General features: G+C 32.7%; 19 protein-coding genes. 10 read left to right on the top strand and 9 right to left on the bottom strand.

Annotated features, from left to right (window positions below; translation table 11 throughout):
* Positions 1-32: 32 nt before the first annotated feature.
* Complete coding sequence (locus B0A75_RS03470) at positions 33-1,418, bottom strand: MATE family efflux transporter (RefSeq protein WP_089052899.1); 1,386 nt, start codon at positions 1,416-1,418, stop codon at positions 33-35.
* Between the two features lie 190 nt (positions 1,419-1,608).
* Between B0A75_RS03470 and B0A75_RS03465 the strand changes: the two genes are divergently transcribed.
* Both B0A75_RS03465 and B0A75_RS03460 read left to right on the top strand, forming a co-directional pair.
* Positions 1,609-2,124, top strand: coding sequence for a hypothetical protein (locus B0A75_RS03465; RefSeq protein WP_089052898.1), 516 nt, complete (start codon positions 1,609-1,611; stop codon positions 2,122-2,124).
* Positions 2,125-2,294: 170 nt separating this feature from the next.
* A complete protein-coding gene (locus tag B0A75_RS03460) occupies positions 2,295-3,230 on the top strand; it encodes a DUF6268 family outer membrane beta-barrel protein (RefSeq protein ID WP_089052897.1) in 936 nt (311 codons plus the stop codon).
* Positions 3,231-3,232: 2 nt separating this feature from the next.
* On the opposite strand, the gene B0A75_RS03455 is transcribed toward B0A75_RS03460, so the two are convergent.
* From B0A75_RS03455 to B0A75_RS03440, 4 genes are all read right to left on the bottom strand, one after another.
* Positions 3,233-3,946 (bottom strand): LytR/AlgR family response regulator transcription factor, encoded by a 714-nt coding sequence (locus B0A75_RS03455; RefSeq protein ID WP_208861255.1) that lies wholly within the window; start codon positions 3,944-3,946, stop codon positions 3,233-3,235.
* 268 nt (positions 3,947-4,214) lie between these two features.
* On the bottom strand, positions 4,215-5,201 hold the full coding sequence (locus B0A75_RS03450; protein WP_089053089.1) for a sensor histidine kinase: 987 nt from the start codon (positions 5,199-5,201) through the stop codon (positions 4,215-4,217).
* Positions 5,202-5,387: 186 nt separating this feature from the next.
* Entirely contained in the window at positions 5,388-5,987 is a 600-nt protein-coding gene (locus tag B0A75_RS03445) for a porin family protein (protein ID WP_089052895.1), read from the bottom strand.
* A gap of 221 nt (positions 5,988-6,208) precedes the next feature.
* Positions 6,209-7,087, bottom strand: a complete 879-nt coding sequence (locus tag B0A75_RS03440) for a PPK2 family polyphosphate kinase (protein WP_089052894.1) — start codon at positions 7,085-7,087, stop codon at positions 6,209-6,211.
* A gap of 97 nt (positions 7,088-7,184) precedes the next feature.
* Between B0A75_RS03440 and B0A75_RS03435 the strand changes: the two genes are divergently transcribed.
* The 7 genes from B0A75_RS03435 (at position 7,185) to B0A75_RS03405 (ending at position 13,981) form a co-directional block, all read left to right on the top strand.
* A complete protein-coding gene (locus tag B0A75_RS03435; protein WP_089052893.1) occupies positions 7,185-8,021 on the top strand; it encodes a DUF6929 family protein in 837 nt (278 codons plus the stop codon).
* Positions 8,022-8,231: 210 nt separating this feature from the next.
* Positions 8,232-8,732 (top strand): RNA polymerase sigma factor, encoded by a 501-nt coding sequence (locus B0A75_RS03430; protein ID WP_089053088.1) that lies wholly within the window; start codon positions 8,232-8,234, stop codon positions 8,730-8,732.
* A gap of 2 nt (positions 8,733-8,734) precedes the next feature.
* On the top strand, positions 8,735-9,709 hold the full coding sequence (locus B0A75_RS03425) for a hypothetical protein (protein ID WP_089052892.1): 975 nt from the start codon (positions 8,735-8,737) through the stop codon (positions 9,707-9,709).
* 71 nt (positions 9,710-9,780) lie between these two features.
* Positions 9,781-11,904, top strand: a complete 2,124-nt coding sequence (locus tag B0A75_RS03420; RefSeq protein WP_089052891.1) for a vWA domain-containing protein — start codon at positions 9,781-9,783, stop codon at positions 11,902-11,904.
* 58 nt (positions 11,905-11,962) lie between these two features.
* The gene (locus B0A75_RS03415; protein ID WP_089052890.1) at positions 11,963-12,550 is read left to right on the top strand and encodes an LURP-one-related/scramblase family protein; all 588 of its coding nucleotides are present in this window, start codon (positions 11,963-11,965) and stop codon (positions 12,548-12,550) included.
* A 113-nt stretch (positions 12,551-12,663) separates the two neighbouring features.
* Positions 12,664-13,380 (top strand): 3-ketoacyl-ACP reductase, encoded by a 717-nt coding sequence (locus tag B0A75_RS03410; RefSeq protein ID WP_089052889.1) that lies wholly within the window; start codon positions 12,664-12,666, stop codon positions 13,378-13,380.
* A 91-nt stretch (positions 13,381-13,471) separates the two neighbouring features.
* The gene (locus B0A75_RS03405) at positions 13,472-13,981 is read left to right on the top strand and encodes a hypothetical protein (RefSeq protein WP_089052888.1); all 510 of its coding nucleotides are present in this window, start codon (positions 13,472-13,474) and stop codon (positions 13,979-13,981) included.
* A 208-nt stretch (positions 13,982-14,189) separates the two neighbouring features.
* Here B0A75_RS03405 and mtaB read toward each other — a convergent pair whose 3' ends face one another.
* Complete coding sequence (mtaB, locus tag B0A75_RS03400; protein WP_089052887.1) at positions 14,190-15,524, bottom strand: tRNA (N(6)-L-threonylcarbamoyladenosine(37)-C(2))-methylthiotransferase MtaB; 1,335 nt, start codon at positions 15,522-15,524, stop codon at positions 14,190-14,192.
* A gap of 489 nt (positions 15,525-16,013) precedes the next feature.
* Here mtaB and B0A75_RS03395 point away from each other — a divergent pair, with 489 nt between their 5' ends.
* The gene (locus B0A75_RS03395; RefSeq protein WP_089053087.1) at positions 16,014-16,532 is read left to right on the top strand and encodes a hypothetical protein; all 519 of its coding nucleotides are present in this window, start codon (positions 16,014-16,016) and stop codon (positions 16,530-16,532) included.
* A gap of 106 nt (positions 16,533-16,638) precedes the next feature.
* Here B0A75_RS03395 and B0A75_RS03390 read toward each other — a convergent pair whose 3' ends face one another.
* From B0A75_RS03390 to B0A75_RS03380, 3 genes are all read right to left on the bottom strand, one after another.
* Positions 16,639-17,166, bottom strand: a complete 528-nt coding sequence (locus B0A75_RS03390) for a GNAT family N-acetyltransferase (protein ID WP_089052886.1) — start codon at positions 17,164-17,166, stop codon at positions 16,639-16,641.
* A gap of 6 nt (positions 17,167-17,172) precedes the next feature.
* Complete coding sequence (locus B0A75_RS03385) at positions 17,173-17,976, bottom strand: Cof-type HAD-IIB family hydrolase (protein ID WP_089052885.1); 804 nt, start codon at positions 17,974-17,976, stop codon at positions 17,173-17,175.
* Positions 17,977-18,054: 78 nt separating this feature from the next.
* Positions 18,055-18,273, bottom strand: coding sequence for a putative signal transducing protein (locus B0A75_RS03380; RefSeq protein ID WP_089052884.1), 219 nt, complete (start codon positions 18,271-18,273; stop codon positions 18,055-18,057).
* Positions 18,274-18,291: the final 18 nt, after the last annotated feature.

The following is an 18,291-nucleotide window of genomic DNA, read 5'->3' as shown; positions in this document are numbered from 1 at the left end:
ATCCGTGCCAGATTCTTATTTTCTGCTCAAATTTAAGTATTTGAAACTGAATTAGTATTTAATTTCTTAGTTAAATAATGAAAGCGAATGAACAAGAAAATTGCCGCAGCGGTTAATCCCGCTAAAAGTCCAATCCAAACACCCTGTGCTTTCCATTCAGTATGTTCACCTAAATAATACGAAATTGGAAAACCAATTATCCAATAGGCTACAAAAGTGATATACATTGGAATTTTCACATCCTGCAAACCACGTAGAGCTCCAAGAACAACTACCTGAATTCCGTCAGAAATTTGAAAAACTGCCGCGATTAAAAGTAATTTTGATGCAATACTTATTACTTCGGTATTATCAAGAATCTGCCCAGTATTTTCCATATTTAAAAAGATATATGGCAGGTAATCATGAAAAACAACAAAGAGTATCGCAAAAACGGTTTCTATTATAATGGCAAGCAAGAAAATAGAACGTGCCACAATAATTAACTTTTTATAGTCTTGTAATCCTCTCTGATTACTAACTCTAATCATCGAAGTTACGCTTAGTCCCATCGCAAACATAAATGTCATGGAAGCAAGACTTAAAGCAATTTGATTGGCTGCCTGGCTCGTTTTACCAATATTGCCGCAAAGCCATATTGATGCTGTAAATAAAACAACTTCAAAAAGCATTTGCATTGCCGATGGAAATCCAATACTTATAATTTTTTTAATGGTTGCTTTTTTAATTTCCTGAAAGCTGAAATTCTTGAAAAAACGCTTTAAATCATTTCTTCTAGAAAGCATAATATGCATAAACATAACTAAGAAAATTCTAGAAATTACAGTTCCTAAAGCAGCTCCAATAATTCCCATTTTTGGAAAAATCCATATTCCATAGATCAACACATAATTGATTCCTACGTGCAGTACATTTGCCATAATCATGGCATACATAGAGTATTTTGTCAATGATAATCCGTCAGCAAATTGTTTGTATCCTTGATACATAATTAAAGGAATCAACGAAAATGCCACCCAGCCTAAATATGGTTTTGCCAGTACAATTACTTCTGCCGGCTGCTGCAGTAATTCCATTATCGGTTTTGCAAACATAATTACCGTAAAAAGAACCAATCCTAAAATGGTACATAAAAATAATCCGTGATGAAAAGCAGATCTAATTTTAGTATCGTTTTTTTCGGCATCACCTTCAGCAACAATCGGAGTAATAGCAGTAGAAAAACCAATTCCAAGAGACATTGCTATAAAAATCATACTGTTTCCAAGAGAAACTGCTGCGAGTTCAGTACTTCCTAGTTTCCCCACCATTATATTATCAACAATACCAATTAAGGTATGCCCAACCATTCCTAAAATTATAGGATATGCTAATTTTAAATTGTATGAAAACTCTTTGGTGTACTGCTTTAAATTCACTTCTATTCTTTTTTAGTGTGCAAAGATAATCAGAAGCTTCGAATTCTATTCTATTAATAAAAAGATAAGCCAATTTTAAGGTGAAATTTGACTAAACGCAATATTATGTAACGATTTTTTAAAATTATATAACGAGCTCCAAAGGTCTTGATCCTACTTTTACAATATTAGAAATTCAAAAAAAATTGTCATGAGAAAATTACAAATGTTATGCCTGGCGACTTTCGCTTTTTTATACGCCAATACCACTTTCGCTCAAGACAGTGAAACAAAAAATTACGATAAAGGTTTTAGATTAGGATTTGGTGTAAATGGCGGAATACCAACTGACAATGATTACAGATGGTCGCTTGGTGGAGATGTTCGTTTACAATACGATTTATCTAAAAAAACATCGTTGACCTTAACTACAGGTTTTACAAACTTGTTTATGAAAGATCAAAATGGAGTTGAAGTAAAAGATCTTGGATTTATACCTGCTAAAGCTGGTTTTAAAGCCTTTATCTGGGAAGACCAATTTTATGTTTTAGGTGAAGTTGGTGCTGGTTTTGCCGTAACAAATGGCTATAACGACACTACATTTTTGTGGGCTCCGGGAATTGGATATGCCAATAAGTACATTGATATTAGTGTTCGCTATGAAGACTATAACAAATTCAATACCAACCAAGTGGCATTACGCTTAGCTTATGGTTTTAAATTATAAAAAGAAAGGTTTAATTTATTATTTTGTTTTTGGTAACAAGCCCGATAGTTTTCATAGTCTATCGGGCTTTGTTTTTTTTATACCATTGGTCAAAAGAGAAGTGTCATTAGTCAAATGATTTTTTAGGATTGATTTAGAAGGCAGTAATTCGCAGAAAAATTAATCAAATCATGAACAAAACAGTTTTTTATTTAGCACAACTTTTACTTTTTTTATTGCTTTCTGTTGCCACAAGGGCACAATCTGGAATCTCAGGAGAATTTAAAGTCGATTATGTTCCTTTTTCTAAGTACGTTCGACCAATGGACAGTACTAAAACAAATGCTGAAAGTAATTTTAAACGAGCTCAAATTGCTTTTGAAGTTCCATTATCTTTAAAAATGGATCAATACAATCATCCAAGGCTCTGGTCTATTTTTGTTAATGGAAGTTATGCCCGAATGGAGAACAAGAATTATGAAATTCAATCGCTTCCAGCACAATTTCAAGAAGGATTTCCAAATGAACTGCTGAATACACAAATTGGTGTCAAGCATTTACGCTCTCTTTCATCCTCTTGGTCTTTATTGACAATGTTGTCAGTTGGAGTTTATACTGATATGGTCGAAATTAATAAAGATGATGTTTTAATACAAGGAGGTGTTCTTTTTATCAAACAATTCAATCCTAATTTGGCATTTGGTATGGGGCCAGTTTTAACCAATAGTTTTGGTGTTCCGATGGTTCTGCCAGGAATTTACTTTAATTGGGAATCTAGAGGAGCTTTACATTTTAAAGTTGCATTTCCAGAAGGTTTAGAATTAGGTTACCGAATGTCTGACAATTTTGATTTGAAAGCCGTCGCAGAAATAAGCGGAATGACAGCCGAAACTAGAGTTGAAAACAAATCAATGTTATTGGGATATCAACAAATTATTGCTGGATTGCGTCCTCAGATAAAATTAGGAGAACACTGGACATTAGAACCTACGGCCGGAAGCACTATTGTTCGAAATTTCTCAAGCAACAGCCGAAAAATTAAAGACATTTTTAAAGAAAAAGATATAGCCGATCCAAGATTCACTACTACTTTTTATGGAGCTGTGGCTTTAAAATGGAAATTCTAATGCTATCGACTTAATAAGTTTTTATACACTACCTCTTTCAGCAATGCTTCTCGGCGTGTTCTTGAAATAGGTAGTTCTTGTCCATTTATAAACAATCGTCCGCCAGAAACAGAATCTATGTGTGTTATATTTACTAAAAAAGATTTATGAATTCTAAAAAAAATCTCTGTCGGGAGTGTTTCTTCTAATGAAATCATGGTTTGATGAATTACCAGCACTTTATCTTTAAAATGAAGTTTGGCATAATTCTGCATTCCTTCAATATACAAAATATCAACCCAAGAAATTTTCTGAAATCCTTCTTCCTGACGCACATACAAAAACAGATCCAATTGGTTTTGCTTTGGAGATTGAATCATTTGATACCATTGTTTTGCTTTTAGCGAAGCCTGATAAAAACGCTGAAATGAAATTGGCTTCAATAAATAATCAACTACTTGCAAACGATATCCATCTAAAGCATGCTCAGAATATGCTGTTGTAAAAATCACCAAAGGCGGGTTATCTAATGCTTCCAGAAACTCTAATCCGGTAAGATAAGGCATGTTGATATCTAAAAACATCAAATCAATTTGCTTTTCCTGAAGATACGAAGTCGCCTCTAATGCCGAAGCACAAGTTCCTGCAACTTCCAGAAAATCAATTTTAGAAATAAAGTCTACGATTCCGTTTCTTGCGATAGGTTCGTCGTCTATAACGAGGCATTTCATAGTCATAATATTGTTTTGTTTCTGGTTTGGTGTTTTTTTGTTTCACGCAGATTTGGCAGATTTGGCAGATTTTTTTTGAAATCCTTTTAATCTGATAATCTGTGGCAAAAAATTTAACCGCAAAGGTTTACGCAAAGTTTTAAGTCTTAAAAAGGATGCAAAGATCACAAAGCAACATGTTAAGATTCTACAGATTAAAAATTCGTGCTAATTCGTGCAATTCGTGGCAAAAATAAAATCTTTTTAATCCTTATAATCTGCGGCAAAAGTAAAATCATTTTAAATCTAAAGTCACTGTAACCGTAAAATCAGAATCGCTTTTATTGATATTAAATTGATGTTTTTCTGGATACTGGATCGATAGCCTTTTCTTCACATTTTCAAGTCCTAAACCTTGATTTTTAGATGGTACTTTATATTGTTCAGTATATGAATTTTCGATTCTAAAATTCAATTGATCGTTTAGCTGTTCGCATGATAAACGTACATAACCTTTTTGGTTTGGAAGTCGGGAAACATGTTTAAAGGCATTTTCAATTAACGGAACCAAAAGTAATGGCACAATTTGAAGCTGTCCGTCTTCAATATTCCATTTGCTTTTTACTTCTAATTCATTTCCCCATCGGGTTTCTTCAACGGCAATTAAATCTTTCAAATATTTAATCTCGAGATGCAGCGGCACATATTCTTTGTTGCATTCATACAATTGATAACGCAAAATATCCGAAAACTGAACCAATAAAACAGACGCCAGTTTTACATTACTCTGCATTAGAATATGAATATGATTCAGGATATTAAACATTAAATGCGGATTAATCTGATCTTGCAATATTTTGATTTGAGCTTCAAGATGTACTTGCTGCAATTGCGCATGATTTCTTTCGATTACATTATGTTCCTGATAAAATCGAAGTCCGCAAGCAGTACCGCAAATTAAAATCGCTGACGGAATGTTGCCGTAAAATCGTGTCCATAAAAAATGAAGAGAATCCACATCTGCTTCTTCAGGATATATTCTGCTTCTCAAAACCGAATCTGAAAAAACAATATAAATCAATGACAGACAAAATGCCAAAAGCAGTACAACAATAACGCTTTGTACCGCAAAAGAGTTCATTTTATTTTGTTTTAGTGCTTTGGGCAATATAACATCGCTCAAAATATGAGCTAAAACGGCAGAACAAAACAAAACTAAAACAGCCTGAATTGTAGCCGTCAAAAAATCGTAATCTTCGATCATCTGCGCCCAGATTGTCATACCTAATAAGCTCCAAAAAAAGACTAAGAATATCCAATGCCTATTTTTATATTTTGCAATCATCTAAAAAAAATCTATAATTATGAGAAAGTTTGAGTTCAAAAATACCCCTATATTTTCTAAAGAAACAGCAAAGAACCAAAAAGATTCTGTGCTGTTCATAAGGCTAAACGATAAGTTGTGAACTTATAAGAAAAAGTATCCAACGCTTACATTAAACGAATTTGGTTTAGAGCTGAAATTATTACTTATATTATTTAATCCGCCTTGGTAAATTACATCTACAGTAAATTTCCACATTTCAACTCCTGCCCCAACCTGATATCCAATATTCGATTTATCAAATTTCTTATACGAATCTTTTAACTGGTTCAATGACGAAAAATTTTCATCCAAAACATAAGAATAAACTCCGCCTCCAAATACTCTGACATTTAAAGCCTCAAGATCAATTACTTTGTAACCAATAAGTAAAGGCATTTCAAGACTTTTCCATTTTGCATTTTTAGATCCTGTTGAAGTCGTTTTTTCGATTTCGGAAGATTTCTCGCTGTATAAGATTTCATTTTGAATATAGAATCTCTTAAAATCAAATCGAGCCATAGCGCCTCCAAAATAACCAACAGCATATTTTGATTTGTAACCATCTGAAACTGGAAGCTCAGAATAATTAGATCCGCCTTTAATTCCAATATGAATTGGAAACGAAGATTGTGCATTAATTTTAGAAGAAACTAATCCGAAAATAAAAACTGTAGTCAACAATAATAATTTGTACATGTTCATGATAATAATGTTTATAATTTGATGCAAAGGAGCACAAACCTCAACCACTATTAAAATTAGTTTGATGAACTACATTAGTGTTTTGACAAACGGATTTAAATAATTGCTATTTAGCTGTTTTAACTAAACGATTCCTATTTAGAACCCAACTTCAAAAAACAAACCCAACAAGTTTTAAAAACCTGTCGGGTTCATTATAAAAAAATGATCTAATAATCTAATTAATCATTTTCTAAAGCTTTTTTATACATTTCGAAATTAGCTTTTATTTTATCGTCTAATTCTGGTTCCTTAATATCGGTATGTTTTTGCATTTCTTCCCAAATAATTTTTGCCACAATGTAACGTGCCATTTCCTTATCATCGGCAGGAACTACATACCATGGCGCATAATCTGTAGAGGTTTGATTAATTGCTTCTTCATAATATTGCTGATATTCTGCCCAATGTTCACGTTCCTTCAAATCGCCTGGTGAAAATTTCCAATGGTGTTTTTCTTCTTCCAAACGGCGCAATAAACGATTCTTTTGTTCGTCTTTACTTAAATGCAAAAAGAATTTCATGACAATAGTTCCGTTTTGAGCAATATGCTTTTCAAAATTATTGATCTGTTTAATTCTATCTTCCCAAAATTTAGGCGTAATATCATCTATCGATTTAATATCTGGTAAATTCTCTGATAAAATATATTCGGGATGCACGCGCGTCACCAAAACATTCTCATAATGTGTTCTATTAAAAATCGCAAACTTTCCTTTTTCGGGTAAGGCAATATAATGGCGCCATAAATAATCGTGTTCCAGCTCTGTTGAATTGGGTGTTTTAAAACTATGCACCACTACTCCACGCGGATTAAATTCTTTAAAAACTTCTCGAATCAAACTGTCTTTTCCTGAGGTATCCATTCCTTGAAGGCAAATTAAAACTGCATATTTATTATGAGCATACATTACATCCTGCAAATCACTCAATTTCGCCTGAACCTTATCCAATTTTTCTTCCTTTTCATCGTCATCAGCATCGATATTTAATAAAGTAGGGAGCTTACTTAATTTAATTTTATCTGTAACTTTAAAATCTTTCGGGTCTATTGATTTCATATTTTTTTAGTTTTTTGTATTATAAATATAGTAATTTTACGAATTCCGATAACTATCGGAACTGCTATTCATTGCAATACTTTTCAAAACAACATTAATGGAAAAATTCACTTTAGAAATATTATTTCAAATCATAGGAATCGGCTCAGCATCAGGATTATTTTATAATAATGATGCACTTTATGTAATTGGCGACAACAGTGGATTCTTATACGAATACAATATGCAGAATCAGCAATTGAATCAGCATGCTTTAATTGATAATCCGACACAGAATATTCCAAAAAACTTAAAACCAGATTTTGAATCATTGACAAATCATAATGACACTTTATATGTTTTTGGTTCTGGTTCAACCGAAAATCGAAATAAAATGATTGAATTCGACCTTAAATCTAAAACTGTTTTACAAAAAAACAATTTGGTCGATTTATACGGTTTAATGCAAAATTTTGGAGAAATAAAACCCGAAGATTTCAATCTCGAAGGCTCTATTTTCGACGGCGAAAACTGGTATTTGTTTAATCGCGGCAATGGCGTTTCAAACAAAAACACCATTTTTACGATTCACGCCAAAAGTCTTGGTGAAGAATTTGCTTTAATTTCTGTGAATTATAAACTTCCAAAAATAAAAGGTATTCGTTCCAGCTTTACTGATGCAATTTTAGTCGAAGACAAAATCTATTTTCTTTCTACAGTCGAAAACACTAAATCAACTTACGATGACGGTGAAATCTTAGGAAGTTTCATTGGCCGAATCGATCAGAAAACCATGAAAATAGATTTTACTCAAAAAATTACTTCAACTAATAAATTTGAAGGTTTAACTTTTTACAAAAAAGAAAACAACAAAATTGAATTCTTGCTTTGCGAAGATAATGATACAGAAGTTTTAGAAACTAAAATTTATAAGTTGACGCTGCCAGTTAAATAAAAACTATTCTACTACAATAATAACATGAAGACGCACTGCGGTGCGTCTCTACAATAAAACCTTTGAGCCTTTGTAGCTTTGTAACTTTGACCCTAAAAAAATATTTTAATATTTTTTCACCCCTGTCCCAACCTTTTTATCTTTTTATCTCTCTATATAAGAAAGACAACAATTGTGATAAACGAGACTCAAATAGCAAACTGTAAAAAAATGCATCGTGATGCCCAGCGTCAGGTGTACGAATACATGGCGCCAAAGCTGTACCGCCTTTGCAAACGATATTTAAAAAAGGAAGAAGAAATCGAAGAAGCTTTGGCAGATTCTTTCTTTACCATTTTCACCAAATTGGATCAATTGAAAGAAGCGTATGCTTTTGAAGCTTGGGCAAGAAGAATAACGGTAAATCATTGTTTGGCGACCATTAGAAAAGAAACAAACTTCAATATGTATCTTGACGATGTTAAGCTGATTTCGCAGCCTTCAACAGATGAATTAACGACATTGGAAGAAGAAGATTTACTTAATTTATTAAACCATATTCCAGACGGCTGTAAAACAGTATTTAACCTTTTTGTTATTGAAGGTTTTGCGCACAAAGAAATAGCCGAAATGCTAAAGATCTCCGAGGGCACCTCAAAATCACAATTGAATGCAGCAAAGACCAAATTAAAAGAACTGGTTAATAAACTCTATTATCAAAAAGCAAAATAGTCATGGACAATCAAGATAAATTATTCGATAAAATAAAACAAGCTTCGCAAAATGCCGAGTTTAAAGACTTTCCAGGAATGGAAAAGGTCTGGTCACGCGTTGAAGAAAAACTGGACAAAAAAGAAGATAAAAAAACAATCGCATTGTGGAAAAAAATTGCTGTTGCTGCTTCTCTTCTTTTATTGATTTCTTTAGGTTCCCAATTTTTTCTTTCAGATAACAATGCTGTAACTGAAACTCCAAAAGTGGTAATTCAAGAAAATGAAAAACAAAAATCTAAAGAACCTGTTTTAAATCAAGAAAATACAATTACGTCTTCTGGTTCTGGGCTTATTTCAAATGAAGAAGCAGCTAAAATTTTAGAAAAACAAAATAAAGGACAAGAAGCTGTTGCCATTCATGAAACTGCGGCTCCAAATGCACAATCGATAGAGCCTTTAGCAGACAAAATAGTTTTAACAGAACCTGTTGGTTCAGCTCCTGCACTTGCTGCCCCAGTTCAGCAAAATTATGCTGAAGAACAAGACAATGCTGCATTTGCAAAAGAAGAAACAGTCTCAGCGGCTAGATATTCAAAAGCCAAAGAATCGGCTAAAGTCGCTTATGCTGCAAAACAATTTCAAAGCGTTAAAAAAAGTACGCCTTTAGTAATTTTGAACGGGAATGCAGTAGCTCACAGTGATGATGCCAAAAAAGAAAAAATGATGCAGGATGAGCTTCCGAATCTAAATCCAGAGAATGTAGATTCTCTTGTTGTTCTTGACGAGCCTTTATATATCATTGACGGTATTTATTATTCAGAAAATGATTTATTTGGTAATAACCCAACAAGTCCATATGCACCTTTAGACAAACAGGACATTAAAACAATAACCATTTTACAAGACCTTGAAGCTACAGCAAAATATGGCGAAAAAGGTAAAAAAGGAGTTGTCATAATTACAACAAAAACGGGAAAACCTACTCCGAAAAAATAATCCCAAGCTTTGTCAAAGTCTGCAGCTTTGACAAAGCTAAATCCGAACATTAATTCTTAAAACTTACTATCATGAAAAGTCTAAAACTTATTTCATCAGCCATTGCTATGCTTATATGTTTCGTAACCATAGCACAGCAAAGAACTATTACTGGAACAGTTACAGATGTAAATTCTGCTCCGCTTCCCGGCGCTAACATCTTCATTAAAAAATCAAAAACATCTGCTGTCACCAATTTTGACGGAAAATATACTATTAAAGCTGAGAAAGGAGACATTCTCGTTTTTAGTTATATTGGAATGCGGACTGAAAATATTGTTGTAAAAAACTCAAATGTAATTAATGTTACATTGAAAGAAAATGCTAACCAACTGCAAGAGGTTGTTACAACAGCTTATGCTGCTACAAAAAAGAAAATGACAACAGGATCAGTGGTGATGATTCGAGGTACGGCGGCAGGTGTTCCAGTTTCATTAAATAGCCAATATCTTTCGGCTCCGAATGTTAGTATACGTGAAATTGAATCTATTTCGGCTAAAAATGAACCCATGTACATTGTTGATGGTGTTCCTGTAAAAGCAGATCAAATTGCAAAAATTAATCCGAATGATATTGATGACGTGAAAGTTCTAAAAGATGAATCGGCGGCCTCTCTTTATGGCAGTAAAACTGCAAACGGAGCCGTTGTAATTGTCACTAAAAATGAACTTTATAAAAATCTTTCGGAAAAAGAATTAGACAAAAAATTAAACATTATTAGACCAATTCCAGCTCAACCAACTCAGGAAGATTACGATACTTTTGTAGAAAATGCTTTTGAAAGCCCAAAAACTGCTCCGCTTTCTACATTTTCTATAGATGTTGATAATGCTTCTTACACTAATATTAGACGTTTTCTAAACAACGGACAAGAAGTTCCAAAAGATGCTGTACGTGTTGAAGAAATGGTAAACTTTTTTAAATACAATTATCCACAGCCAAAAGACCAGCACCCGTTTTCTATTAACACTGACGTAAGTGACTCGCCTTGGAATTCAAAAAACAAAATTCTGAAAATTGGTTTACAAGGAAAAAACATTCCAACAAATGATTTACCAGCTTCAAATCTTGTTTTCTTAATTGATGTTTCAGGATCGATGAGCGATATGAATAAACTGCCTTTATTAAAACAATCTTTAAAAATATTGGTAAATGAATTACGTGCAAAAGACAAAGTTGCAATTGTAGTTTATGCAGGAGCAGCAGGAATGGTTTTGAAACCAACTTCTGGAGATGAGAAAAAAACAATAATTGAGGCACTGGATAAATTAGAAGCCGGAGGAAGTACTGCCGGCGGAGCAGGAATTGAACTTGCTTATAAAATTGCATCTGAGAATTTTATTAAAAATGGCAATAATCGCGTAATTCTAGCAACCGACGGAGATTTTAACGTGGGAAGTTCTTCTAATTCTGATATGGAAAAATTAATCGAAGAGAAAAGAAAAACTGGTGTTTTCTTGACTTGTCTGGGTTATGGAATGGGAAATTACAAAGACAGCAAAATGGAAATTCTTGCTGATAAAGGAAACGGAAATTACGCCTACATTGATAATATTCAAGAAGCCAATCGTTTTTTAGGAAAAGAATTTAAAGGTTCGATGTTTGCCATTGCTAAAGATGTAAAAATTCAAATCGAATTTAATCCAAAACAAGTTCAGGCGTATCGTTTAATTGGTTATGAAAACAGAAAACTTCGTCCAGAGGATTTTAAAAATGATGCTATTGATGCAGGAGAATTAGGAAGTAATCATACGGTTACAGCTTTGTATGAAATTATTCCAGCTGGTGTAAAAAGTGATTATTTAAATGTTCAGCCGGATGATTTAAAATACACTAAAACGGAAACTAATTCTGCTAATTACAGCAGCGAACTGGCGACAATAAAATTCCGTTATAAAAAACCTGACGGCGATAAAAGCATTGAAATGATTCAGGTAATTGACAATAAATCGGTTCCTTTAGACAAAGCAAGTGATGATTTAAAATTCAGTTCCGCTGTAGCTTGGTTTGGTTTAAAATTAAGAGATTCTAAATTGATTGCTGACAAATCATCAGAAGAAATTGTGAAATTAGCCAAACAAGGAATTTCAAATGACGGCGATGGTTATAAAGCTGAATTTATCCGTCTTGTAGAGACTTCAAAACAGTATAATTAATAAATATTTTATTACATTTGGGTTCTAAAATCTAAACACTAATTTTTTTAAAAAACGTATGAACCCAATTTTAAGCCAAAATCTATTTTTAGTAAAAGAACATGTCGGAATGTTTAAAGCTGCTAACAATTATGATATTTATAATCCTGAGACAAATCAAATAACTATGAATTGCCGTGAGAACAATCTTGGTTTTTTTACAAAAATGATGCGTTTCACAGATTATAAAAGAATGACTCCTTTTAATGTTGAAATTACAACGGCTTCTGGAGAAAAATTAATCTCAGTAAAACGAGGTATTGCAGTTTTTCGCTCAACGGTCGAAATATTTGATGAGAAAGACAGATTGGTAGGAACTTTTAAACAAAAATTCTTTTCTATTGGAGGGAAGTTTGAAATCATGGATAAAAACGAAAAACCAGTTGCAACTTTACAAGGAAAATGGACGGGTTGGGATTTTAAATTTTCTCACGAAAACAAACAGCTTGCTCAAGTAAGTAAAAAATGGGCTGGTTTAGGTAAAGAGTTTTTCACCAGTGCTGACAATTACGTGCTTCAAATCGAAGATAGCGTAGCAGCCGACAGTTCGCTTAGACAATTAATCCTTGCTGCCGTAATGTGTATAGATATGGTTTTGAAAGAATAACAAAGTTGTTAAACTTAGATTAAGAAAATACTTGAAAGCATCATTTTAGTTTGCAAAAGCTTTATTTTTGTAAGACTTAAAATGATGCTTTCGGCATTTCTAAACAATAAATCATGACAAGCTTAAAAAATAAAAATGCTCTAATTACAGGAGCTGGAAAAGGAATTGGAAAAGCAATTGCAATTGCCTTGGCAAAAGAAGGTGTAAACGTAATTTTGGTTTCAAGAACTCAAGCAGATGTTGATCAATTGGCAGATGAAACGAATGATTTAGGTGTTAAATCTTTAGCACTTTCTGCAGATGTATCGGACATTAATTCTATAAATAGTGCCGTTGAAAAAGCACTAACTGAGTTTAAACATATTGATATTTTAATCAACAGTGCAGGAATTGCTTCTTTTGGAAAATTCCTTGATCTAGAACCTGCTGCTTTTGAAAAAATCATTCAAGTAAATTTAATGGGAACTTATTATGCAACACGTGCCGTAATCCCAAACATGATAGAGAGACAAACTGGAGACATTATTAATATTTCGTCAACAGCTGGTTTAAATGGCAATGCTTTAACAAGTGCATACAGTGCTTCTAAATTTGCAGTTTTGGGTTTAACGGATTCTTTAATGCAGGAAATGCGCAAACACAACATTCGTGTTACTGCTTTAACTCCAAGTACTGTTGCAACAGATATGGCAAAAGATTTGAACTTAACGGATGGGAATCCTGAAAAAGTGATGCAATCTGAAGATATTGCAGAATTAGTTGTTGCACAGTTAAAACTAAACCGCAGAGTATTTATAAAAAACAGCAGTATTTGGTCGACCAACCCATAAAACTAAATTCCAAATTTTTAAAATCCCAAATTCTAACAACGTAGTAAATTGGAATTTGGAATTTAATTATTGAAATTTTAAAAAATATATGATGGAACAATATTTAAGACAATTAATAGCAATAGAATTTCAGGATAAAAAAGAAATTTTCACAGGATTTCTTATTGACTATTCTGATGATTGGATTCTGCTTCGAAACAATCCGGTTGATTACATTTTGGATGGTTTTGTCATTTTAAAAAACAAAAATATTGAAGCTGTTCACAGAGATCAGGATTTGGCTTTTATAGAAAAAGTGATTCGCTTAAAAGGTTTAAAAACAAATGCCGAAGATATTATTCCGATTCGGGATTTAAATTCGATTTTAAATTTCATCAACAATAAACATGGTATTTTTCAGATTTCTAAAAAATCAGCAAAATCAGCTTATTTAGGAAAATTAATTTCTTTAAACGACGAAGAACTTATAATTGATTTCTTAGATACAAAAGGTCAATTTGGCGGAGAATTAAGTTTTAATCCGCAAAAAATCCGAGTTATTGAATTTGATACAGACTATATTAATTCTTTGAAATTAGTAATTCCCGAAAACCAGAAGTAGATTTTTTATTATAAAACAACAAAGCCCTTTATATAAAGGGCTTTGTTGTTTTTTGTCATTTCGACGGAGGAGAAATCACACTCGTAATTTCACATTAAAAACCTATAATCTTTGTCGACTCACTAGTGTGATTTCTCCCTTTGGTCGAAATGACAATACTTTGCGTATATCAATATCACATTAACTTTGTCAAAGCTAAATTATGTTTTTAAGCTTCCGCTAATTTATTTATAAACTCTAAACGAACGCTTCCGTCTTCATCAATTTTAGTCAAATTAATTTCTTGCAGCGTATTTACAAGTTCTGGATTCCATGGTGTTTTTACTTTTACGTAATTCTCTGTAAAACCGTGAATATAACCTTCTTTATTTTCACCTTCAAAAAGAACTGTTCTGTTTGTTCCTAATTGGGTTTCGTAAAAGGCACGACGTTTTTTTACAGATAAACCGCGAAGCATTTTACTTCTTTTTGCTCTTACATTTGCAGGAACAACTCCAGGCATATCTATAGCTTCTGTATTATCTCTTTCAGAATAGGTAAAAACGTGTAAATACGAAATATCCATTTCGTTTAAGAAATGATACGTTTCTAAGAAATGCTCATCTGTTTCTCCTGGAAAACCAACAATTACATCAACTCCTATACAAGCATGAGGCATCACTTCACGAATTTTATTCACTCGTTCAGTATACACTTCACGCAAATAACGGCGTTTCATTAATTTCAAGATATCATTGCTTCCTGATTGTAATGGAATATGAAAATGCGGTACAAAGGTGCGGCTTTTTGAAACAAATTCTATCGTTTCATTTTTCAATAAGTTTGGTTCAATCGATGAAATTCTTAAACGTTCGATACCTTCAACTTTATCTAAAGCTTGAACAAGTTCTAGAAAAGTATGTTCATGTTTTTTATTTCCAAACTCTCCTTTTCCGTAATCTCCAATATTAACTCCAGTTAAAACAATTTCTTTAATATTTTGAGCCGAGATTTCTTTGGCGTTCTGCAATACATTTTCTAAAGCATCACTTCTTGAAATTCCTCTCGCTAAAGGAATTGTACAATACGTACATTTATAATCGCAGCCGTCTTGAACTTTCAAGAAAGCTCGAGTACGATCTCCTATTGAATAACTTCCAACATAAAAATCAGCTTCAGCAATTTCGCATGAGTGAACTTCACCCATATCATTTTTGCTTAAGTCATGAATATAATCTGTAATTTTAAACTTTTCTGTAGCTCCAAGTACCAAATCAACTCCGTCAACATTTGCCAACTCTTCAGGTTTCAACTGCGCATAACATCCCACGGCTGCAACAAATGCCTTATCATTAAGTTTCATTGCTTTCTTTACTACCTGCTTAAACTGCTTATCGGCATTGTCTGTTACAGAACAAGTATTGATTACATAAATGTCTGCGACTTCTTCAAAATCGACGCGGTCGAATCCTTCGTCATTAAAATTTCTGGCAATTGTAGACGTTTCTGAAAAATTCAGTTTACATCCAAGCGTATAAAAAGCAACTTTTTTTCTATTTTCCATGGGAACACACTACGTTTTAAGCAGTAAGATATTATATTTATATCTCTTTTAAAGAGTTTGCAAATTTACGTACAATATTCTTTAAAATAAAATCAATAATACACTATATATCAATATTTTGCATTAAACACCTATTTAAAATCGTCTTAATTGACCATATCGCAAATCGCAGGCATAATTAATTGTAAAAAAACAAAATCAGGATTCAATAAGAATAAAATGACAAAAACATCGATTAAGTGCAAATTACATCGGTAAAGCGCATTTTTTTCAAGTTATGGCTTAAAATTTTCTTACATTTAACTTTGTTTAAGTCTTTAGCAAGATTTAATTAAGATTCTAAAAAAATGACCGTTATTAGTAATATTATAACAATTCGAGCATAACTATTTTGAAATTCAATCGTTATGTTGTTGTTTTGTTACAAAAAGCATGGGAACGCCGAAAACCAGAAAGAGTAGGCAACAATTAAAAATTACAAATTCCATTATGAAAGCATTTTTACCCACAATCTGCTTAATGTTCTTAACCATTTTTAGTTCGCAGGCGCAAACTAATACTCCTGCTGCAAATCCATTTCCGTCTATCAGTACCTTAACAACTTGGGCGAGCTTAAATTCGCAGTCTCAATTTGATATTGCCATTCGTGCTGTTGGATTTAAATTTGAAGTAAAAGAACCAGGCGAAGGATCTACAGCTTATACTTATATTCGTAAAGTTACTGTAAACGAAGTAAACTATACAGACAGAATTGTTTACAGAATTACAAACAATAACTCAGCAAGTATTATTTCATTAGTAACAGCTTCAACTGATTTGGTAAGTTTATACACACCTCAATTGGCTACTTTTAAAAATAACAATTGTAAAACTGAAATGTCTAAAGACAAAAACACAACTTGCAGCTGCTACGAAAGTGCAAACTTTGCGATTGATTTATGCGACGAGCGTGTTAAATTGACAATGGGAGACGGAAATAAATATTTTGTTTCTGTAGCTAAAAAATAAAATACTTTTCAGGTATTTACAAAAACTTCGAGCTGTTTTCCAAATCTTTGCAAATCTTAAACGAGATAAGTTTACAAAGATTTGGGACACAATTCTTAGAACAACATTATAAGTTTGGGTTCTTTAACTCATACCAAACCTCTAACTCTTCTTGGTATTCAAAAGAATTTACATATCGTAAACCTAATTTTTCGAGTATTTTTCTTGAATTATCATTGCCCGCATCTGCATAGGCATAAACAGCATCAGCTTTTAAATTATCAAAAGCATACTCTATAAAAGCTTTTCCGGCTTCGGTTGCATATCCTTTGCCCCAATGTTTCTCTATAAAACGATAACCAATTTCGTAGAAATTTTTATGGTTGTTGATTTCATCCGTAATAAATTTAATCCCAGACCAACCTAAAAACTCATTTGTTTCTTTTAGAATTACAGCCCAGCGTCCAGTTCCAAAATCTTTGTATTGCTGCTGAAGATTTTCAATGTATGCTGCACTCTGTTCAATGGTAGTAACAGGTTTCTTTCCAATGTAAATATGAACATTCGGATTAGAATCTAATTCAAACATTCCATCAACATCTGAGACAATTACTTCGCGTAATAGCAAGCGTTCCGTTTCGATTGGTTTTTTCATCTAAAATTAATTTAGAATAAATTTTTGTACTACTTCGGCAACGCCGTTATCATTATTTGAAGCTACAATTACATCTGCTCTATCACGCAATTCAGGTGTTACATTATCTACCCAAACTCCTAATCCAGCATATTCGATCATCGTTAAATCATTTCCTGCGTTTCCAACAGCGATAATTTCGCTTTGATTAATATTTAGTTTTTCAGCTAAAAGTTTTAAACTAGCCGCTTTATCAATTCCTTGCTGTGCTGCTTCTAAGAAAAATGGTTTAGACATCGAAACGCTTAAATGTGGCATTTCTATAATCAAATCATTTTCTACAGATTTTAAATAGGCAGGGTTTTCTAGCAAAATACATTTTACAGCTGGTCGATCGATGTAATCTTTAAAACTTGCTACTTTGCGATGCGCCATTCCTGTAATTTCCTTTTCAACCTCAATATATTCAGAATCTGTTTCGCTTATGATTTCATCATCCAAATAGGTTATGATATGCGTTTTTGTTTTGACGCTGTAATCATACAATTCGTGAATTTGCTTAACCGTTAATTTCTGCTCAAATAAAATTTGATCATCTTTTGCCTGACTTATAATAGCACCATTAAATGAAATTATATAAGAATCGTTTAAATCTAATTCCAATTCTTTAGCATAAGCGGTCATTGCCGAAGTTGGTCTTCCTGAAGCCAAAACGACATAAACACCTTTTGCCTGAGCTTCTAAAAGTACTTTTTTATTTAAATCAGATATTTTGTGGTCGTCGGTCAACAAGGTATCATCCATGTCGAGAACTAACATTTTGTATTGCATGCTTTTTAAGTTTTCAGTTTCTCGTATTCATTCTGCCTTACTAAAACTATTCATTTCAGACTGAATACTGATAACTTTTTAAATACTCATTCTGAAATTTTCGATAACTGGATTTGCTTTTGCAAAATCAGTTTCTTGAATAAAAATCTCAACAGCAAGATCTGTGCGAGGAAAACCTCCTAAACGAGACGACTGAATATTATCTTTTTTAACTGTTTCTACTCCTGCTTCTTCTAATCTTTCCTGTAAAGCAATTGCTAATACTTCACTTCCTGAATACACTTTCATTAATCCCATAACACTTTATTTTATAAT

Origin of the sequence: Flavobacterium oncorhynchi (assembly GCF_002217355.1) — a bacterium.
Lineage (GTDB): Bacteria > Bacteroidota > Bacteroidia > Flavobacteriales > Flavobacteriaceae > Flavobacterium > Flavobacterium oncorhynchi.
Note: the sequence above shows the minus strand (reverse complement) of the source record. Positions and strands in the feature narration are given on the sequence as shown.